Raw genomic sequence first — 18,861 nt, 5'->3', positions numbered from 1 at the left:
CGGGAAACGCGTTTCCTGAACTCCGGCAGCCCTACTGCTGCATTTCCTGCGCAAGCGTGGCCTGCATGCGCTCCATGCTCTCTTGACCGACTTCGATCAAGCCCCCGCTTGGTTGGTCGATATCCAGAATGAAGGTCAGCACCAAGGCGATCATGGCGGCGAACATGCCGGTGGAGATCGGCCGGCGCCGCCCATACAGGCCGGTGCCGAAAGCGATGTAGCCCATCGATCCGCCGGCCACGATGAAGAGCAGGTAATAGACCGGCTCGGGCACGTGGTTCTCGAGCGCGACGCGGCGCTTTTCGTTGACCTGCGCCATCTCGTTGATGGCCTGGATGAACATGATGGTCGAAATGGACGGCGGATTCTCCGCCCGCTCCGCGACCGCCGTCCGGATCTGGCGTTCGATGCGACGCGCGGTGGCGTTGGCGGCGTTAAAGCGAGGCGAATCCCGGTCCGCCAGGTGATAGTCCAGTGACGCCGAGGTGTATTCATGCAGCATCTTCGCCACGGTGGGCCGGTACTGCGCCGGAATGAGCTGCGACCGCCAATACGCATTGCCGATGGCGTTGGCCTCTTCCAGCACCAGGTTCTTGCGCGTCTCGAACCGCGTGACCGACATGGCGAACGTAAACCCCAGCAGCAGGGCCAGCAAGCCGAGCAGGGCGGTCTGCAGCGCGGTGATGTGCGTCTTGGCAGCCTCGTCGGCCGGCTTGCGCAGCCGCCGGCCAAGCCGGTAGCCGACCTCGATGACGCCCAGGAAAATGATGAGCACGACGAAAAAGAGGATGACCTCGTCGACTTCCCTGAGCATGGCTTTTCCTGGCGCGGATGGGGCGGTCCAGAGTATGCCGATTGCCACGCGGCGACAAGAGTCAGCCGTATGGTGGGGATGCGCCTGCAACGCGCGCGCACGTATCAGGTTTGAAGAAATGATAATGATTTGCAATAATTGCCGATTGCCTTCGATCCCCGCATCCGACATGTCCCAGCCTCACTCCCAGCTTTCCGGCTGGCTCGCGTTGTATGGCGAGTTCATGCAGGCGTTCGCGCATCGTTTCGGCAATCGCAGCGATGCAGAGGACGCGGCGCACGATGCCATCGAGCAACTGTTGTCGCGCAGCGACGTGACGACGGTCGAACACGCGCGGCGCTTCCTGTTCCGCGCGGCGGCGCATCGGCGCATCGACGCGTGGCGGCGGGATACGCGCAATCCGCACATCGCGTGGCAGGACCTGGCCGAGCAGGACCAGCCCTGCGTGCCCAGCCCCGAGGCGACCGTTCGGGCGCGGCAACTGATGGCCGCCGTCGAGGCCGCACTGGTGCAACTGCCGCTGAATTGCCGGCGCGCCTATGTGCTGAACCGGATCGAAGGCTGGACGCACCGCGAGATCGCCGTGACGCTGGCGCTATCCGTCAACAGCATCGAGCGTTACGTGATGCAGGCATGCCAGCATGTGCGGGCCGCCTTGAATCCCCATGATTGGCGATAGCCCCGTCGCCGCCGAGGCGATCCGCTGGTCAGCGCGCTTGCACGCTGGCGACATGAGCGCGGCCGAGCATGCCGAGTTGCTGGCATGGCGGCGCGCCCGGCCTGAACACGAGGCCGAGTTTCAGGCGCAGCAGATGGTGAGCCGCGCAGTCCTGGCGATGCCCGACGACGCGGTTCGCCGGCTGTACGGAGGAGAACTGCCCGAACGTCCAAATCTCGGGCGTCGCAGGGCGATGCGCGCCGGCGCCGTGCTGCTTTGCGCGGGCGCAGCGGGCGCCGCCGCTTTCACTTTCGGCGGCGGGCCCGGCCGGCCGGAATACGCCGCCCAATGGTCCACGCGCAAGGGCGAACGGCGCAGCGTGTCCCTGGCCGAGGGAAGCGTGCTTGAACTCAATACGGACACCCACGCTGCCGTGGCGTTCTTCGAGGACAGACGGGTCGTGACGCTCTCGCGTGGCGAGGTGCTGTTCGACGTCAGGCCCGATGCCGCTCGGCCCTTCTACGTGGAAGCCGGTCCCGCAACCGTCCAGGTTACCGGCACGCGCTTTAATGTCCGGCGGGGCGCGCAGGACGTGCACGTGGCGGTGCAACAGGGCGCGGTGGAAGTCCGCAGCGGACCGTGGTGGCATCGCAGCCGCAACCTCTTGAGCGCGGGGCAGGGCACGCTCGTTGACGGCGACGGCCGCCAGCCCGGCCCGCAAACCGTCAACCTCGCTGCCGAGCTGGCGTGGGTCAACGGCCGGCTGGTGTTTCGCAATGCGCCCTTGGCGGCCGTGGTCGAAGAGCTCAACCGCTATCTGCAGCAACCCCTGCGGCTGGCCAACGATCGCGTCGGCAAGCTCCGCCTTACCGCTTCGTTCAGGCTGGACGATCCCGAGGGCATCGTGGACGGTTTGCCGGGCGTGCTGCCGGTCGTGCTGCATCGCCTGCCGGCAGGCGGGATCCTGCTGGATCTCAAGCCGGAGCCGGCCTGATGCATCGCTGTTTCAAACAGAAACAATTGTGCCGCGAAAATCATTCAGGACTTTTGCTCGCTGATTCGTAGTACATGGCAGGCCGCCGATTTGCACCCGGCCGGCCCGTCACGATCCTTGGCCAAGGGATCGGGCGCGATGCGCCCGCTGCAATCATCGAACGAGTCCTGTCTTGAATCCACATTCCCGTATCACCCTTCGTGCGCCGCGCACGCGTCCATTGCCGGCCAGATTGACCATGGGCAGCCTGGCGTTGTCAGTGGCGCTTGCGCTGGCCAGCGGCCTGGGCGCCTCGCCCGTTCACGCCCAGTCCGCCACGGTGCAGGTCGACATCGCCCCGCAACCCCTGTCCGAAGCGCTGCTCCAGTTGGCCGAGCAAACGCGGCTGCAGATCCTGTTCGCACCGGACATCGTGGCCGGCAAGGCCGCGCCGGCGCTGCGCGGCAGCTTCACCGCCGACCAGGCGTTGGCGGCGCTGCTCAAGGGCAGCGGCTTGCAGTATCGGCGTGAGGGCGATCGCTACCTGCTGACGGCAGGCGCCGCCGACGTGCTGGACGCCGTCACCGTCATCGGCATGGCCGAACGCCGCAGCATGACGGAGAACACCGGATCCTATACAACGCGCATCACCAGCATCGCGTCCAAGACCGAGCAGAGTTTTCGCGAGATTCCGCAATCCGTTTCGGTCGTGACCCGGCAGCAGATGGAAGACCAGAACATCACCGATGTGCGCCAGGCCTTGCTCGCCGTGCCCGGCATCACGTACAACGGCGTGGACTTCTTTTCGCGCGGTTTCGCCATCACCAGCATGCAGCTCGACGGCGGCGCGCCGCTGGCGCTGGGTTCTTATAACTACGATCCGCAGCAGCAGATGGCCTTCTACGACCGCGTGGAAGTGATGCGCGGCGCCTCGGGCCTGCTGGGCGGCGTGGGCGATCCCGGCGGCATCATCAATCTGGTGCGCAAAAAGCCGCTGGCGCAGGATCAGCTCAAGGTGACGCTGGGCGCCGGCAGTTGGGACGATTACCGCAGCGAGATCGACGCCAGCGGCCGGCTTACCGAAAACGGCAAGGTGCGCGCCCGCGGGGTGTTCAGCTATCAGAAGAGCGGCTCCTACATCGATCACCGCAGCACCGAGCGGCCCGCGTTGTACGGCGTGCTGGAAGCCGACCTCGGTCCCGATACGCTGCTGACCGTGGGCGGCAACTACAGCCAGATCAACAATGACGGCGCGCCGCCTACATTGCCGCGCTACAGCAACGGCGCCGATCTGGGCCTGTCGCGCAGCGCGAACCTCTCGCAACCCTGGGCGTACGACGACACCGATCGCTGGGAAGTGTTTGGGCAGCTGGAGCATCGGTTCCGCAATGGTTGGATCGCCAAACTCAACGCTACGCATACCGACCAGAAGACCGATCGCATCTGGAATTACACGTCCGGTTCCGTGGACCCCATCACGTACAAGGGGCTGACATGGGGCGCCGGCCGCGCGAACTCCGAAAACAAGCAGGACATGGTGGATGCCAATCTCAGCGGCGCCTTCGATCTGCTGGGCCGTACGCATGAATTCGTGGTGGGCGCGGACTGGCAGCGCGTGCGCAGCGACTGGGTCAACTCCAACCTCGCGATCAATTACAAGGATCCCGTCGATCCGTTCAACCCGGGCGCGTGGAATCCCAGCAGGACGGACGCGGACTACAACTACAGCGCGCATTACGGCCCGTGGGGCCAGGAACAGGTCGGCGGGTACGCCCTGCTGCGCCTGCATCCCACCGACCGCCTGAGCGTCGTGGCCGGCACCCGCGTCAGCCGCTACGAGTTCTCGCAGCTCATCCGCACCAAGCGCGGCGCGGCGGACTGGCAACTTTTCCAGGATGCCCAGTTCAAGGAATCCACCGAGATCACTCCATACGGCGGCTTGATCTACGACCTGAACAACCAATGGTCCGTCTACGGCAGCTATTCGGCCATCTACAAACCGCAGCCGCTGGTCATGCAAGGCCCGCCGCCGGGCAGTTCGCTGCCGCCCATCAAGGGCAAGAGCTTCGAGGCCGGGATCAAGGGCGAGCTGTTCGACGGCGCCGCCAATGCCACGCTCAGTTTGTTCAACGTCGAGCGCACCGGCACCGCGGTCCTGGATCCCGCGTACGACAGCAGCAGCAGCGCCTATGACGGCGCCTGCTGCTACACCGCGCAGGGCAAGGTGGTGAGCCGGGGTGTCGATGTGGAATTCAGCGGCGAGCTCGCCACGGGCTGGCAGATGACCGCGGGCTATACGTTCAACACCACCAAGGACAAGAGCACTGACAGCGTTTACAGCAGCGTGACGCCCAAGCACCTCTTCAAGCTGGCGACCGCGTATCGACTGCCGGGCGACTGGACCAAGTGGACGGTGGGCGGCAGCATGCTCATCCAAAGCGCAAGCTACGTGTCCGGCACGGCGCGAGATGCGAGCGGCGCCTTCGCGCCGTTCGATTTCAACCAGGGCGGCTACGCCATCCTGAACGCCATGGTGCGCTACCAGCTCACGCCGCAGTGGAACATGACGCTGAACGTCAACAACCTGACCGACCGCGTCTACTACCAGCAGGTCGGCACGTTGAACGGCAACAACGTCTACGGCACGCCGCGCAATGCGATGCTGACGTTGCGGGGAACGTTCTAAGGGCGGGCGCGCCGGCAGGATCGGCCGGCCCCAGGCCGATCCTGTCAGCGAAACGCCAACATCTTGGAGTAAGGTGTCGCATCCCAACCCCAAGACCCGCACGGAGCAGAACTTGAAATACCGCAAACTCGGCCGTACCGACCTGGATGTCAGCCTGATCGGGCTGGGCACCATGACCTGGGGCGAGCAGAACACCGAAGCCGACGCGCATCAGCAGCTGGACTACGCGCTGGAGCGCGGGGTCAACCTGGTCGACGTGGCCGAGATGTATCCCGTGCCGCCCAAGCCCGAAACCCAGGGGCTGACCGAAACCTACATCGGCACGTGGCTGGCCAAGACCGGCCGCCGCCAGGACATCGTGCTGGCCAGCAAGGTAGCCGGTCCCGTGCGCGATCCCAAGCGTCCCGGCCACATCCGCGATGGCAAGACCTTCCTGGACCGCAAGAATCTGACCGCGGCGCTGGACGCCAGCTTGAAGCGTCTGCAGACGGATTATCTGGACCTGTATCAGCTGCATTGGCCCGACCGCACCACCGCGACGTTCGGCCAGCTCAACTACCCGTGGGTCGAAGACGAGCACACCGTGCCGATCGAAGAGACCCTGTCGGTGCTGCAGGACTTCGTGCGCGCCGGCAAGGTGCGCCATGTGGGCGTTTCCAACGAAACCCCGTGGGGCGTCAGCCAGTTCCTGCGCCACGCCCAGAACGCCGACCTGCCGCGCATCGCGTCGATCCAGAACGCGTACAGCCTCTTGAACCGCGTGTACGAGATCGGCCTGTCGGAATTCACGCACCACGAAGGCGTGGGCTTGCTTGCCTATTCGCCGCTGGCGATGGGCATGCTGTGCGGCAAGTACCTGGACGGCGCCAAGCCCGCAGGCGCCCGCCTGACGGTGTACACGCGCTTCACCCGCTACAGCAACTCCCAGGCCGAAGCCGCCACGCGCGAATACGTGGAACTGGCACGCAAGCATGGCATCTCGCCAACGCATCTGGCGCTGGCCTGGGTGAATCAACGCCCGTTCGTCACCAGCAACCTGATTGGCGCGACGTCGCTCGAGCAACTGAAGGAAAACATCGACAGTGTTGATGTGACGTTGTCGGCTGAGGTGCTGGACGCGATTAACCAGATTCACGTACGGCATCCGAATCCGGCGCCTTGATGCGTGTGGGGCAGGACGGGAAAGACGTTCGCGCCCTGATGGAAAGCGGTTGATCTTTTCGGAGATCGACATCCGAAAAGCTCACTTGCGAAAGCGGTGGGCTTTTTGTTTTTCCGGGGCTTTTTCTGGAAGGAAACCGCTGGCATGCATGTTTCAAGGGTGACTGCTTCAAGTCGTGCGTTGCATCACAGGGTGAAAGTGCGTCAGACGATTTTCGCGATTCTCTGATTCAAGTCGGTTTCTGCGACGCTCAAACTCCGGCGCATCAGTAATTGCCTGGAGCAATGATGACAGCGCGCCCGATCATTCGTGTAGGTGACAAGACGACCCATGGCGGAACGGTGTTGGAGGGGTTTTCGTCCTACAACATCGACGGCCGAGCGGCGGCAGGCCTGGGCCACAAGGTGGACTGCCCTAAATGCAAAGGGGTATTTCCCATCGTAGAGGGCGTGCCCAGCTTCGCCGTCGGTGACAGCCTGGTCGCCATCGAGGGAATGAAGACCGCCTGCGGCGCCGCGCTGATTGCGAGCCAAGGGTTCGCTCGGGTGGACCCTGGGCCGGGTGAAGCAACTCGTAGCCTCAGCAATGGAAGCGGTTTGTCAACGCGCTTTTCCGCAAGCGAGACCAGGCTGGTGCAGCCGTACGCAAATAGGCTGCGTCCAGTGAGTTGCAGTCACTCCGACACGGCGGTGCCGCTGGCGGAATACATGGTGCGGGAAATGAAGACCAATCCATTTTCCATCGAGGGAAGGGCGATCCTCGCGGCGAACAGCGCGGATCCTCAAGCCCGCCGTGCGGAGTGGCTGCAGTTGCCGTGGTACCTGCGTCTGGGTGCGTCGCCCGACTTCGAGGCGGCGGCCGCTGGTCAAAAGGCGGCGGCATACGGCTTATGGGCAGAAAGAGTCGCGCCCGGTAGGCCGTGGGATCACAAACGCCTCCTTCGAACGAAATTCCCGGGGCAGCCGCACCCGCATTGGCACAAGTACGGTGATTTTGATTATTTTTACGATATATGGTCGAACATTCACTACGGCTACGTGGGTGTTGCCCTAGGATTCGGAGCAGACGAACTGATCAATGGCGCAGGACTGGCCCAGGCGATGGATGATTTTGTTAACGGTAGACCGCTAAAAAATCATCCCCAGAATGGAACTTGGCCCGCCAGTTCCGACGATGTTCCCGACCAGATATCAATCAGGCTGGGCACAGACCTTTATCTCGAGGTCAAACCCCACTCGCTAACCCTCGGGATTCTTCTTGAACGCATCGTCGCGGTGCCCGAACCTTGGGGTGAAGGCGGCGACATAGCTAAAGAACCGCACACTGCAATAGGGTGCGATGAATGAAAGCCGCATCCACTTTGAGGCGGGCCTGCAAGACATTAGGTTATGCGCTCTGCGCTGCGGTTCTGTTCTTGTACTTCTGTCGCCCGGTCGTAGTGATTCATTATTCAGCCGCAGCCAAGGAGCCAATCGGATATATCTACGACACCGATTGGTACCTCTCACGGGACGGTCTCCATCCGGGCGAATCGACTAGATACTTCGCAGATTGGCGCCAGAAGCCGGATCACTGGACAGCGATCAGCGTCGTTAGGGAGAAGTGGGACTATGTGGAAATAAACGGACCGTTCAGCCGAGTGGATGTGTATGTGGGTCCGGATGCGAGGGTAGAACGGACCGACATTCGACACGGCTTCTTTGCACGCTTTATCGAGCCGAAGGTGCACTGATCGACACGACCGGGCTACCGGAGCCGATGTTCACAACTCCCACAATTTACCGGGGTCGAAATCCGCCTGCTCCCCCTTCTTCGCATATCCCAGCGGATTCGCAATCACCCGGCAGCCATCCTTCACGTAGTCCTGCGCGCAGTGCAGATGCCCGTGGATCCACACGTCGGTCAGCGGCAGCAGCCCATCCAGCGCGTTGCAAAATCCAGCCGTACCCGGCGTGACGCCGTACCGCGGATCGGCGCTAGCCAGCGTGGGCGCAAAGTGTGTGACCGCCACCGTCGTGCCGTCGAAGGGCACGCGCAGGGCGGCGTCCAGCCATTGTTGACAGGCCAGGCCCTGTTCTCGCATCTGTTCTGCCATGAAGGGCGCGCCATGGCGGCGCATCTCGGCTTTCTCCAGATAGAAGTCCGCCGCCCTGAACGCCTTGGCACGCTTTTTCAGCGCATCACCCAACGTGTCGTCTGGCGCCGCAAGCGCGTCGAAGTCCGTCCACAAGGTCGTGCCGACGAAGCGCACGCCGCCGATGACGGTGGTCTCCCTTTCCAGCCACTGGATGTCCAGCGCGTTGCACAGGTCTTGGAGGCGCGCATGGGTCTCGTCGAAATCCACGTTGTCGTATTCGTGATTGCCCGGCACGTACAGGACGGGCGTCGGCCAGCCGTGGCGCGGCGAATAGTCGCCCAGGCCGAAGTCGTCCCGTTCCAGCCGCGAACCCTGACGGTACGAGCCGATGTCGCCCGCCAGCACGAGCAGGTCGGCGCCCGGCAAAGGCTGTGCCACAAAGGTGGGATCGGTTTCAAGATGCAAGTCGGAAAGCAGTTGGATCTTCATGGGGGCTATCTTAGGCGACGGACAGCCGCGCTGCGCCGCGCCGGCATCCATGCGACACTTTCCCCCAAGCGTTGACCCACCCCAAACCCACCCACCGGATAAGGAGGAACCCCCATGCGTATTGTTTTTGCCGCCGCCGCGCTCCTGCTTGCAGCGGGGGCGCAGGCCCAAGTGCTCAAGTGTGACCAGGCGTCCACCCAGACCGACATGAACCTGTGCGCGGATCAGGCGTATCGCCAGTCCGACGCCGAGTTGAACGCGGCGTACAAGGAAGCGACGGCGCGCCTGAAGGACAACAAGGATGCCTTGACGCAATTGCAGGCGGCGCAAAAGGCGTGGCTGTTCTTTCGTGATGCCGAATGCGCGTTTTCGTCAACAGGCGTGACGGGCGGCAGCGCCTACCCGATGGTGTTGAGCATGTGCCTGGACAAGCTCACGAAGGTTCGGACCAAGGAATTGCGCGCGTATCTCGCCTGCGAGGAAGGCGACACGAGCTGCCCGGTGCCCCGCAAGCCATGAAGGCTGCCGCGCAGACTGACGGACACCAGGCCAACCCGGAAGTCAGCAAACTCGACACCAGCATCCCCGACACCGGCCTGATCGTCGACGACCATGGCAAGCCGCGCTGCTTTTGGCAGCCTTCCATGCCGGACTATCACGATCATGAATGGGGCCGGCCGGTCGTTGACGACCGGCGCCTGTTCGAAAAAATCTGTCTGGAAGGTTTTCAGGCCGGCATGGCGTGGATCACCATTCTGCGCAAGCGCGAGGCGTTTCGCGAGGCCTTCGACGATTTCGACATGGAACGGGTGGCGCGTTACACCGAACGCGACGTCGAGCGCCTGATGACCAATGCGGACATCGTGCGCAACCGCGCCAAGATCGTGTCGGCCATCAACAATGCGCAGCGCGCGCGCGAACTGGCTGACGAGATCGGCTCGCTGGCCGGCTGGCTCTGGGCGCATGAGCCGCCGCCGCAGGATCGTCCGGCGACGGTGGACCGGCACTATTGGGACAACAATCCCACGTCCAAGGCGTCGAATGAGCTCTCGCGGGCGCTGAAGCGGCGCGGCTGGACGTTCGTGGGGCCGACGACCATGCACGCCTTCATGCAGGCCGTGGGCATGGTGAACGAGCACATGAGCGGCTGCGTCTGCCATGGGCAGATCGAGGCGGCGCGCAAGTACTTCCGGCGGCCGGGCTGAACGGCTGACCGGCTAAACCCCGTCAGACCACGCTGATCCGCAGTTCAGCCAGCAACGCCGCCGCCTGCGTCTTGGAGATCGTGGCGCCGGCCAGCCGGGCGGCCGCCGTCAGATCCAATCCGCCAAGGTCCGCTTCCCGCAGGTCCGCGCCTTCGAAATGGACGTTCTTCAACGTGGCATTGCGCAGGCTGCCGCCGTGAAAGACCGTCTCGCGGAAGTCGCTTCCCGACAGGTCGGCGTCCGAGAAATCCAGCTGCAGCAGATTGCATTTGCGGAACGACACGCCGCGCAGCAGCGCGCCGACCAGCAGGCATTCCTCGAGCGACCAGCCCAGGCACGCAATGCCATCGAAATCCGATCCCGTCAGCTTGCACGACCGGAACCGGGCGCTCGCCAGCCGTGCGCGGCGCCAATTGGCGTTGTTCAGATCGCAGTTCTGGAAGGTGGCCTCGCTGGCATCCGCCGACGCAAAGCTGGCCGACCCGCCGCGGCAGCGCAGCCACTGGGTGTCGGTCAGATCCGCGCCCTGAAACGAGGCGCCCGCGATGGCGCAGCCGCTGAACTGGAAGCCGCGCAGCTCCAGGCGCGAAAAATCCGCCTCCTGGAAGTCGCAATCCACGAATGACAGCGCCTTGCCTGCCGCCGTCTCGATGAGGGCCTGCATGGCCTTGCGGTCGATGTCCTGGCCCTCGATCGGCGGAGTAACGGTTTGCGTCATCCGGATCAGGCCAAGGCGTCGGACTGCAGACGGCCCAGGATGAAGCCGTCCACCGCGCTGGTGCGGCCGCGCCACAGGGTCGGCTGTCCGGCGATGGGCGTGCCGTCGGCGGTGAAGAACAGGGCGTCGGCCAGGTGAATGTAGTTGGGCAGCGGATCGACGGGTTGGGGCAGGCGGAACACGTCGCCCAGCTCGGCCAGCGAGGCGTGCACGGTCTGGCGCGTGTCGGGGTCCAGCGATTCCAGCGAACCCGAAAAGCTGGCCGCAAAGGTGTCGAAGTACTCGGCGCCCGAGACGATCGAGCCGGACACCAGCATGCCGCCCATTTGCAAGGTCACGCCAATGCTTTCGATCTGGCTGCCGTTGTTCACCAGGTTGACCAGGAACTGCAGGAAAGCGTCCGCGGCGGGCGTGGCGGCAGCGGGCTGGCTCGGGGAGGTGTCGATGCTCATGAGAAGGGTCTCTGGAAGGTTTGCGAGAGGCACAAGATACTCGAAGGCCGCTAAAAATGGTCGGACCGCAATTCAAGGAGAAACGGGCCGTTCGGGCGGCTGACCTGGTTTTCTGGTGGCGCGGGCGGGGAGTATGTTGGCATCCTGACCGCCAATCTCTCTGGAGTCTCCATGAGCAGCGTGAATTTTCTGGGTATCAATGCCGCCGGCCAGCCCGCGTCGGCCGCTAAAAGCGGCAACGCCAACGCCGGCGAGAGCTTCCGCGCGGCGTTCGCCGACGCCACCGAGCGCAATCGTTCGGCCATGGGCCACGGCGTGTCCGGCGCCTCGCAGGCCGCGCCGTCGCAGGCCGAGAAGGAATTCCTGGACTACGCCGGGATGTCGCTTGAGGACAAGATGTTCTACGCGGCTCTGGCGAGCCTGGGCATTTCCAAGGAAGAGTACGACGCCATGTCGGCCGCCGAACGCCTGGAAGTCGCCAAGAAGGTGGCCCTGGCGATGCAGCAACTGGCCAAGGCCGAGAACACGCAGGAAGTGCTCTGAGGCGCTGAGCGCACGTTGCAAAAGGCCCGCTTGCGCGGGCCTTTTTGCGTTACCAGCCCCAGCAGGTGCCAGCCGCGGGCTTGCCGCAGGTGCGGTAGTTCACCGCGAACCACAGCTTGCCCGCGCCGCGCGGCGTGGCGTCGGACGTCTTCACGTCGTCGCGCGGCAGTTCTTCCAGCGCATCGCGCGCGTCCTTGGTGGGCGAGCCGCTGGCGGCGTTGGGTTCCAGTTTGATGCGCCCTAGTCCGGCGGCGGTGCGGTCCTCGAACACGATGTCCGTGTCGTTCAGCGCGCTCATCTTCAGCGACGCGTCGCGCACGGCGGCGGCGTAGCTGTCGTTGGCGCCGGTCGGCAGGATTTCCTTGTTCAACGTGCTGACCGCCAGGATCTCCGCGGGCGTGGCGGGCGCCTGCATCTTGTACTGGTCCAGGCCCGGCAACTGCCCGGCCGTCGCCTGCCGGCGCAGCCAGTCGCCCCACAGGAACTCGGCAAATTCAGGCAGGTCGCCGTTGTTGTAGGCGATATCGCGGGTGAAGTACACCAGCGAGCGGTAGCGATCTTCCTGCATGCCGCCCGGCTCCTGATCGTGGGGCAGGCCCACGCGCGTGGGCAGCTGGTCGACGGTGATGGGCTGGTTCTGGCCGTCGCGCAACCAGGCGCGGCGCTCGTCCACCAGGCGTTGCCAGAAGGCAGCCGCAGTCGGGAGGTCGCTGTAGTTGGCGTCCACCTTCACCCACACAGGCAGCTTCGGTCCGCCGTCGAAGATTTCGCGCAGCGACGAGAACGTATGGTGGCCGTCGGTCAGGTACAAATTGCCGTCCCAGCCCACGACCACCGTCTTCAGGTTGGCCGTGTTCGTGCCCGGCGCGTCCTTGCACCCGAACGTGTCGGGCTTGTCCAGGCGGACGGCGCGGGCCTCGGCGATGCTCTGGAATTTCTGCGCGCGCTCGGCGCCGCCCACGTCTTCGCAGTAATCGTCGAACTTCTTGCCGACGGTGCGGTTCAGGTAATCCAGATGCAGCGCCGGATCGGCCGCCCAGGTGGCGCGGTCGAAATCGCCTTGCCAGCGGCCCAGCTTGTAGTAGATCTGGTCGTAGCCGATTGCGGCCTGGGTGGGATGCAGTTCCTCGATGCGGACCTGGATGACGTCGCCCGCCTTCTTCTGCAGATAGGCGGTATTGCGCGGCGGCGTTTCGGGTTCCGGCTGCGGGGTTGGCTGCGGCTGCGGCGCCGGGGTTTCGGCGACGGGCGGCTGGACGGCGTCATCGTCGTCATCGCTGCCTCCGTTGCAGGCAGCCAGGGCCAGCGGCAACAAAGCCAGGGCCAGGGCGCGCATCAGGCGCGACGGGCGGAACAGCGGGGAAAACTCGGAAGCGGAGCGAGAGGGCATGGCAGTTCTTGGAGGCTGCGATCAGTGAGGGAGGCCGATCATGCCGGACGCGTGTTTCCCGCACATTGCACGTCACGATAAGACCGGCCGAGCATAGGCCGCGCGCGCGGCGGGCGGCAAGGAGATAATGGCATCCCCCCGTCCGGCCGATCACCGGGCGGCTCGTTCAATGTCACCAAGGAGGCTGCCGGCAATGGCTTACATCAACTTCTGGCGCGTCTGCGTCGTGCTGACGCTCGGCGCAATCGGCTTTGACGCCGCGGCGGACGATCGGGCCGCGAATGGCCGGGCCGCGAACGGCCGTGGCGCGCAATTGCTGGAGGCGTCAGCTAGCGGCGAGACGGCGCGCGTGCGCCACCTGCTGGCCGAGGGCGCGCCGATCGAGACGCGGGACGGGGAGGGCAACACGCCGCTGCTGCGCGCCACGCAGAGCAACCATGTGCAGGCCGCGGCAGCGCTGATCGAGGCGGGTGCCAACGTGAACGCCCAGAACCGCATGCAGGACAGCGCGTACTTGCTGGCCGGCGCGCAGGGATATCGCGAGATCCTTGAACTGACGCTGTCGCATGGCGCCGATCTGAAAAGCACCAACCGCTATGGCGGCACGGCCTTGATTCCGGCGTGCGAGCGGGGCCATGTCGAGGTCGTGAAACGGCTGCTGGCGGCCGGGGTCGATCCCAACCACGTCAACCGCCTGGGTTGGACGGGCCTGCTCGAGGCCATCATCCTGAGCGACGGCGGACCGCGCCATCAGGCTATTGTGGCGTTGCTGATCGAAGGGGGAGCGGACGTGAATCTGGCCGACAAGGACGGTCGCACACCGTTGCAGCACGCGCGTCAGCGCGGGCAGACGGAAATCGTGCAGATGCTGGAGCGCGCCCGGGCGCGGTAGCACCCGGGCGGCAAGATGGGCCGGCGCCGCAGGGCGGCCGGCCCGGCACACATTTAGAACTGGTGGCGGATGCCCACGCCGGCGGCGGTGCTCTTCAGACCGTCGATGAACGCGTAGTCCGTGCCGTACGAACCGTAGGCGTACAGGTTGGTGCGCTTGGACAGGTCGTAGGTGTAGCCCACGCTGTAGACGTTCATGTTGTCGTCGCCGCCCGTCAGCTTGTCGTTGGACGGGGCCACGTGCTGCCACGAGGTGAACAGGCTGCCGGAAGCGCCCACGGGGAAGGTAGCGCCCAGCATGTAGGAATTGGCCTTGAAGCCGTCCACGAAGCGGTTGGTGCCAAATTCATCGCTGAACGGCGTGCCGGCCGGCAGGTCCTGGCCGACGAACCAGCCGTCGGTGGTGCGGCCGTAAGCGGCAGCCAGCTTGACCACTTCCAGGTCGTACGACGCGCCCAAGGCGTACTGGCGCGGCGTGGCGCCGTTGTCGATGGTGCTGCGGTTGGCGCCGTTCAACTGGTCGTACGTCAGCGTCACGTTCAGCGGACCCTGCACGTAGCGCAGGCCGGTGGTGATGCCGCGGGTGTTGTCCGCGGTGCGGAAGCCGGTCTGGTCAGCCGTGGTGTCGTCCGCGTTGAACGAATAGCCGATGGCGAATTCGAAGCCGTTCACCGACGGGGTGCGGTACATGACCATGTTGTCCCAGCGCATGGTGTTGGCCGCGCTGAAACCCAGGCCCAGGTTGGATTGGGTGTAGCTGGTGTAGAAGGGATCGATGTCGGCCAGGTAGTTCGAGCCGACCGTGGCTTGGCGGCCGAATTCCAGCGAGCCCCAGGCGTCGTTGGCCAGACCGATGGTGGCTTGGCGGCCGAACAGGCGGCCGGATTGGCCGCGGTCGCCGTTGGCGGAGTCAAAGCCGCTTTCCAGCTTGAAGACGGCGCGCAGGCCGTCGCCCAGATCTTCGGATCCGCGCAGGCCCCAGCGGGAGCCGGCCTGGATGCCGTTGATCATGCCGACTTTGGAACCACTGTAGCCGTCGCCCTTGATTTTGTTGTAGCCGAGGCCGGTGTCGATGACACCGTAAAGAGTGACTGACGGTTCTGCCTGGGCAACGCCTGCGAAAGAAGCCAGCATTGCCGCGGCGAGCAGCGTCTTTTTCATCCGGAAAACTCCTGTGTAGCAGTTGAAGAAAAGCAAAAGGAACACGACGTCAGGCAATCAACCCGACGGTGTTCCTCGGCGCATAGTGTAGAACAATGCGTTAATTGTCGTTATCCGCCGTCAATTTTTGCCAAAATTCGAACATTTTCTAATGGCCCCTTCGGGTGAACCTGCCCGGGCGGCGGGTCCCGGATTGACCGCGCCGCCTCATAGTGGCATCTTGCCCAAAACCTGAACTCCTGGAAGCCGCGCCTTGGACTACCCCCAGCCGCTCGTCACCGTCGACGCCGTCCTTCTCACCCTGCGCGAATCCGGCCTGGAAGTCGCGCTGCACCAGCGCGACCGCGAGCCGTATCAAGGCGCGATGGCGCTGCCTGGCGGCGTGGTGCACGCCAACGAGGACACGTCCACCGAAGACAGCATCCGGCGGGTGTTGCGCGACAAGACCGGCTTCGAGCCGCGCTATCTGGAGCAATTGCAGGTGTTTTCCGGCCAGGACCGGGATCCCCGGCAGTGGTCGCTGTCGGTGGCCTATGTGGCGCTGGTGCCCGCCGCCGAACTGGCCGCCGCCACGCGCGCGGCGTTTCGTTTCGTCAGCGTGGACGCATTGCCGCCGCTGGCGTTCGACCACGCCGACATTGTCACGGCGGCCGTGGACCGACTGCGCAGCAAGTCCACCTATTCCACGCTGCCGTTCTTTCTGCTGCCCGAGCGCTTCACGCTGACCCAACTGCAGCACACCTACGAGGCGATCCTGCAGACCCGGCTGGAGAAGTCGAATTTCCGCCGCAAGATGGAGGCGTGGGGCGCGCTCGAGACCACCGATGAAGTGGTCGGAGGCGCGCAGCGCCCCGCGCGCCTTTATCGGCTGAAGGATTTCACGTTTTTCGACCGCAGCATCGGCTGCCGCAGCATCGGCTGATGCCGGTGCCGCGACCTTTCCATTGCATTGATAGTTGCATAACAACAATAAGTGGGCTTATACTGGCGTCACTTAGTTTTGAAATGCCACTAAGGGACGAACATGTTCACCATCACCGCACTCATTGAAGGGCAACGCACGACCGACACGCCGGCCGCGTTCCGGTTTCCGGGCGGCGAGATGCAGGTCACCATTCCCGCGGGCCTGCGCGAACAAGCCGACGCCGCGCGCGAATTCCGCATCCACGCCTTGCTGAAGTCGGCCGACGACGTCATGCAGTTGCTGCTGCTGACCGACGCGCTGCGCCGCCTGAACCCGGCCGCGCCCGTGCACCTGGACATGCCCTACGTGCCGTACGCCCGCCAGGACCGCGTCTGCAACCCGGGCGAGGCGCTGGGCGCCGCCGTGTTCTGCAAGCTCATCAACGACCAGCAGTACGCCACCGTCACCATCGTGGAACCGCACAGCGACGTTACGCCGGCGCTGTTGCAGCGGGTGCGGGTGATCGACGCCGCCGCCTTTCTGAAGCAAGCGCTGGCCGCGCCGGCCTTTGCCCGGGGCGTCACGCTGATGGCCCCGGACGCCGGCGCCCGCAAGCGGGTGCAGGCGCTGGCCAAGGCGCTGGGCGTGGCGGACGTGCGCTACGCGGAAAAGGTCCGCGACCCGCAAACCGGCCGCATCACTGAAACCCGCGTGCCCGACGATATCCCGGCGCAGCCGCTGCTGGTGGTCGACGACATCTGCGATGGCGGACGCACGTTCCTGGAACTGGCCGCCGCGCTGGCCGACAAGACCCGCCAGCCGCTCTACCTGTATGTCACGCACGGCATCTTCAGCAAGGGCCTGACGGAACTGAAGGCCCGCTACGCAGAGATTTTCACCGCTTACGACTGGACCCGCACCGACGCGGCCGCCGCGCCCGGCGCCGGCGCAGTGCTGGTCAACTGAGAATGCCGGTCAACGAACAATGCAGTTCAACTAAGAAGGAACCCGCCATGAATGCGCCCGACACCCTGGCCCCCAAGCTCAAGAACGGCCTGAACCCCTTCCTGCAGGCGGATTTCTACAAGACCGGCCACCCGTTCCAGTACCCCAAGGGCACGAACAAGATCCTCGCCAACTTCACGCCGCGTTCGGCACGCCTGGCGCCGGTGCTGCCGGAACTGTTCGACGAGAAGATCGTCTGGTTCGGCCTGCAGGGCTTCATCAAGGAAATCCTGATCGGCCTGTTCAACCGCGAGTTCTTCGGCAAGCCCGCCAGCACCGCCGTGCGCCAGTATCAACGCCGCGTGGACAACGCGCTGGGCAAGGGCGCGGTCACGGTGGATCACCTGCAGGCGCTGCACGACCTGGGCTATCTGCCGCTGGAAATCCGCTCGGTGCCCGAAGGCGCGCGCGTCGACATCCGCGTGCCGCCGGTCACCTTTATCAACACCCGGCCGGAATTTGCCTGGCTGGTGACCTATATCGAAACCCTGTTCAGCTGCGAGTCCTGGAAGCCGTCCACCGTCGCCACCATCGCCTTCGAATACCGCAAGCTGCTGACCTATTTCGCGCAACTGACCGGAAGCCCGATGGCCTTCGTGGACTGGCAGGGCCACGACTTCTCGATGCGCGGCATGTCCGGCCTGTACGACGCGCGCAAGTGCGGCGCGGGTCACCTGCTGTCCTTCACCGGCACCGACACGATCCCGGCCATCGACTACCTGGAAGACATCTACAACGCGGATTCCGACCGGGAACTCATCGGCGGCTCGGTGCCCGCGACGGAGCACTCAGTCATGTGCCTGGGCAGCAAGGAAGGTGAGATCGAGACCATCCGCCGCCTGGTCAAAGAGGTGTATCCGGCGGGCATCGTGTCGGTGGTGTCTGACACCTGGGACTTCTGGCAGGTGGTGACCGACTTCGCCGCGGCGCTCAAGTCCGAGATCATGAGCCGCCAGCCGGATGCGCTGGGCAACGCCAAGGTCGTGTTCCGGCCTGATTCCGGCGACCCCGTGAAGATCCTGACCGGCTACTTCTGCACCGATGTGCCGGACGTGCAGGACCGCGCCGCCCTGCAAGCGGCGCAGGCCGCGGGCTTTGAGGCCGTGCGCGATGCGGCCACGGGCACGTACTGGCTGCTGGGCGAGGACGCCAGCGCGCAGCAGACGCTGCGCGAGCCCGAGGTGAAGGGCGCCGTGCAATGCTTGTGGGACACGTTCGGCGGCGTGGAGACCGATCGCGGCTACAAGCTGCTGAATCCGCACGTGGGCCTGATCTACGGCGATTCCATCACGCTGACCCGGGGGCGCGACATCCTGGTGCGGCTGGAGCGCAAGGGCTTTGCGTCGGGCAACGTGGTGCTGGGCATCGGTTCGTACACCTATCAGTACCTGACCCGCGACACCTTCGGCTGGGCGCTGAAGGCCACGTACGCCGAGGTCAACGGCGAGCCGCAGGAACTGGTCAAGGACCCGGTCACCGATTCCGGCGTGAAGAAGTCCGCCAAGGGCTTGCTGCGCGTGGACGAGACGCCGGACGGCTTTGTGCTGCACGACCAGCAGACGCCCGAGCAGGCGGCGGGCGGCGCGCTGGCGCCGGTGTTCCGTGACGGCGAGCTGCTGGTGGAACAAAGCCTGGCGGAAATCCGGGCGCGGCTGCAGGGTTCGTGGGTTTGCCCCGAACCGGGCAGCATCCGCTGGCCGGCCTGCTGATCCCGCAGGCGGTTGCCCGGGAGA

The 18,861-nt window shown here is 64.8% G+C and carries 18 protein-coding genes; 12 read left to right on the top strand and 6 right to left on the bottom strand.

Annotated features, from left to right (window positions below; translation table 11 throughout):
- Window positions 1–31: 31 nt before the first annotated feature.
- A complete protein-coding gene (locus CLM73_RS22970; RefSeq protein ID WP_105240383.1) occupies window positions 32–814 on the bottom strand; it encodes a hypothetical protein in 783 nt (260 codons plus the stop codon).
- Between the two features lie 169 nt (window positions 815–983).
- Here CLM73_RS22970 and CLM73_RS22965 point away from each other — a divergent pair, with 169 nt between their 5' ends.
- The 5 genes from CLM73_RS22965 (at window position 984) to CLM73_RS22945 (ending at window position 7,639) form a co-directional block, all read left to right on the top strand.
- Window positions 984–1,493 carry an RNA polymerase sigma factor gene (locus CLM73_RS22965; RefSeq protein WP_105240382.1) on the top strand — a complete coding sequence of 170 codons (510 nt, stop codon included), beginning with the start codon at window positions 984–986 and terminating at the stop codon, window positions 1,491–1,493.
- Complete coding sequence (locus CLM73_RS22960) at window positions 1,480–2,466, top strand: FecR family protein (RefSeq protein WP_105240381.1); 987 nt, start codon at window positions 1,480–1,482, stop codon at window positions 2,464–2,466. Before CLM73_RS22965 ends, CLM73_RS22960 begins: the two co-directional genes overlap by 14 nt.
- A gap of 172 nt (window positions 2,467–2,638) precedes the next feature.
- Window positions 2,639–5,131 carry a TonB-dependent siderophore receptor gene (locus CLM73_RS22955; protein WP_234015718.1) on the top strand — a complete coding sequence of 831 codons (2,493 nt, stop codon included), beginning with the start codon at window positions 2,639–2,641 and terminating at the stop codon, window positions 5,129–5,131.
- Between the two features lie 112 nt (window positions 5,132–5,243).
- A complete protein-coding gene (locus tag CLM73_RS22950) occupies window positions 5,244–6,293 on the top strand; it encodes an NADP(H)-dependent aldo-keto reductase (RefSeq protein WP_105241682.1) in 1,050 nt (349 codons plus the stop codon).
- A gap of 284 nt (window positions 6,294–6,577) precedes the next feature.
- Window positions 6,578–7,639, top strand: coding sequence for a PAAR domain-containing protein (locus CLM73_RS22945; RefSeq protein ID WP_105240380.1), 1,062 nt, complete (start codon window positions 6,578–6,580; stop codon window positions 7,637–7,639).
- A gap of 416 nt (window positions 7,640–8,055) precedes the next feature.
- On the opposite strand, the gene CLM73_RS22935 is transcribed toward CLM73_RS22945, so the two are convergent.
- On the bottom strand, window positions 8,056–8,859 hold the full coding sequence (locus CLM73_RS22935; RefSeq protein WP_105240378.1) for a metallophosphoesterase: 804 nt from the start codon (window positions 8,857–8,859) through the stop codon (window positions 8,056–8,058).
- A gap of 114 nt (window positions 8,860–8,973) precedes the next feature.
- Between CLM73_RS22935 and CLM73_RS22930 the strand changes: the two genes are divergently transcribed.
- Together CLM73_RS22930 and CLM73_RS22925 are read left to right on the top strand one after the other, a co-directional pair.
- On the top strand, window positions 8,974–9,378 hold the full coding sequence (locus CLM73_RS22930; protein WP_105240377.1) for a lysozyme inhibitor LprI family protein: 405 nt from the start codon (window positions 8,974–8,976) through the stop codon (window positions 9,376–9,378).
- A gap of 125 nt (window positions 9,379–9,503) precedes the next feature.
- Complete coding sequence (locus tag CLM73_RS22925; RefSeq protein WP_234015926.1) at window positions 9,504–10,064, top strand: DNA-3-methyladenine glycosylase I; 561 nt, start codon at window positions 9,504–9,506, stop codon at window positions 10,062–10,064.
- Between the two features lie 22 nt (window positions 10,065–10,086).
- Here the strand turns inward: CLM73_RS22925 and CLM73_RS22920 are convergent, their stop codons facing one another.
- On the bottom strand, window positions 10,087–10,782 hold the full coding sequence (locus CLM73_RS22920) for a pentapeptide repeat-containing protein (RefSeq protein WP_105240375.1): 696 nt from the start codon (window positions 10,780–10,782) through the stop codon (window positions 10,087–10,089).
- 5 nt (window positions 10,783–10,787) lie between these two features.
- On the bottom strand, window positions 10,788–11,234 hold the full coding sequence (gvpU, locus tag CLM73_RS29170; RefSeq protein WP_199778190.1) for a gas vesicle accessory protein GvpU: 447 nt from the start codon (window positions 11,232–11,234) through the stop codon (window positions 10,788–10,790).
- Window positions 11,235–11,405: 171 nt separating this feature from the next.
- On the opposite strand from gvpU, the gene CLM73_RS22910 reads away from it, so the two are divergent.
- Window positions 11,406–11,777 carry a hypothetical protein gene (locus CLM73_RS22910; RefSeq protein ID WP_105240374.1) on the top strand — a complete coding sequence of 124 codons (372 nt, stop codon included), beginning with the start codon at window positions 11,406–11,408 and terminating at the stop codon, window positions 11,775–11,777.
- Window positions 11,778–11,826: 49 nt separating this feature from the next.
- Here the strand turns inward: CLM73_RS22910 and CLM73_RS22905 are convergent, their stop codons facing one another.
- Window positions 11,827–13,167, bottom strand: a complete 1,341-nt coding sequence (locus tag CLM73_RS22905) for a ParB/Srx family N-terminal domain-containing protein (protein ID WP_105240373.1) — start codon at window positions 13,165–13,167, stop codon at window positions 11,827–11,829.
- 193 nt (window positions 13,168–13,360) lie between these two features.
- On the opposite strand from CLM73_RS22905, the gene CLM73_RS22900 reads away from it, so the two are divergent.
- The gene (locus CLM73_RS22900) at window positions 13,361–14,059 is read left to right on the top strand and encodes an ankyrin repeat domain-containing protein (protein WP_105240372.1); all 699 of its coding nucleotides are present in this window, start codon (window positions 13,361–13,363) and stop codon (window positions 14,057–14,059) included.
- 53 nt (window positions 14,060–14,112) lie between these two features.
- On the opposite strand, the gene CLM73_RS22895 is transcribed toward CLM73_RS22900, so the two are convergent.
- Entirely contained in the window at window positions 14,113–15,219 is a 1,107-nt protein-coding gene (locus CLM73_RS22895; protein ID WP_105240371.1) for a porin, read from the bottom strand.
- Window positions 15,220–15,472: 253 nt separating this feature from the next.
- Between CLM73_RS22895 and CLM73_RS22890 the strand changes: the two genes are divergently transcribed.
- The 3 genes from CLM73_RS22890 to CLM73_RS22880 all read left to right on the top strand — a co-directional run bounded on the left by CLM73_RS22890 (window position 15,473) and on the right by CLM73_RS22880 (window position 18,837).
- Window positions 15,473–16,141 carry an NUDIX hydrolase gene (locus CLM73_RS22890; protein WP_105240370.1) on the top strand — a complete coding sequence of 223 codons (669 nt, stop codon included), beginning with the start codon at window positions 15,473–15,475 and terminating at the stop codon, window positions 16,139–16,141.
- Window positions 16,142–16,243: 102 nt separating this feature from the next.
- Window positions 16,244–17,089, top strand: a complete 846-nt coding sequence (prs, locus tag CLM73_RS22885) for a ribose-phosphate diphosphokinase (protein ID WP_105240369.1) — start codon at window positions 16,244–16,246, stop codon at window positions 17,087–17,089.
- A 47-nt stretch (window positions 17,090–17,136) separates the two neighbouring features.
- A complete protein-coding gene (locus CLM73_RS22880) occupies window positions 17,137–18,837 on the top strand; it encodes a nicotinate phosphoribosyltransferase (protein WP_105240368.1) in 1,701 nt (566 codons plus the stop codon).
- Window positions 18,838–18,861: the final 24 nt, after the last annotated feature.

The sequence above is a fragment of the Achromobacter spanius genome, assembly GCF_002966795.1.
GTDB classification, from domain to species: Bacteria; Pseudomonadota; Gammaproteobacteria; order Burkholderiales; family Burkholderiaceae_B; genus Achromobacter; species Achromobacter spanius_D.
This window is presented reverse-complemented; position numbering and strand designations above follow the sequence as displayed.

Coding starts and splice junctions, on each gene's coding strand:
- CLM73_RS22965 (WP_105240382.1), top strand. CDS start 984: ATGTCCCAGCCTCACTCCCAGCTTTCCGGCTGGCTCGCGTTGTATGGC.
- CLM73_RS22920 (WP_105240375.1), bottom strand. CDS start 10,782: ATGACGCAAACCGTTACTCCGCCGATCGAGGGCCAGGACATCGACCGC.
- prs (WP_105240369.1), top strand. CDS start 16,244: ATGTTCACCATCACCGCACTCATTGAAGGGCAACGCACGACCGACACG.
- CLM73_RS22935 (WP_105240378.1), bottom strand. CDS start 8,859: ATGAAGATCCAACTGCTTTCCGACTTGCATCTTGAAACCGATCCCACC.
- CLM73_RS22910 (WP_105240374.1), top strand. CDS start 11,406: ATGAGCAGCGTGAATTTTCTGGGTATCAATGCCGCCGGCCAGCCCGCG.
- CLM73_RS22905 (WP_105240373.1), bottom strand. CDS start 13,167: ATGCCCTCTCGCTCCGCTTCCGAGTTTTCCCCGCTGTTCCGCCCGTCG.
- CLM73_RS22880 (WP_105240368.1), top strand. CDS start 17,137: ATGAATGCGCCCGACACCCTGGCCCCCAAGCTCAAGAACGGCCTGAAC.
- CLM73_RS22895 (WP_105240371.1), bottom strand. CDS start 15,219: ATGAAAAAGACGCTGCTCGCCGCGGCAATGCTGGCTTCTTTCGCAGGC.
- CLM73_RS22945 (WP_105240380.1), top strand. CDS start 6,578: ATGATGACAGCGCGCCCGATCATTCGTGTAGGTGACAAGACGACCCAT.
- CLM73_RS22900 (WP_105240372.1), top strand. CDS start 13,361: ATGGCTTACATCAACTTCTGGCGCGTCTGCGTCGTGCTGACGCTCGGC.
- CLM73_RS22925 (WP_234015926.1), top strand. CDS start 9,504: ATGCCGGACTATCACGATCATGAATGGGGCCGGCCGGTCGTTGACGAC.
- CLM73_RS22930 (WP_105240377.1), top strand. CDS start 8,974: ATGCGTATTGTTTTTGCCGCCGCCGCGCTCCTGCTTGCAGCGGGGGCG.
- CLM73_RS22960 (WP_105240381.1), top strand. CDS start 1,480: ATGATTGGCGATAGCCCCGTCGCCGCCGAGGCGATCCGCTGGTCAGCG.
- gvpU (WP_199778190.1), bottom strand. CDS start 11,234: ATGAGCATCGACACCTCCCCGAGCCAGCCCGCTGCCGCCACGCCCGCC.
- CLM73_RS22970 (WP_105240383.1), bottom strand. CDS start 814: ATGCTCAGGGAAGTCGACGAGGTCATCCTCTTTTTCGTCGTGCTCATC.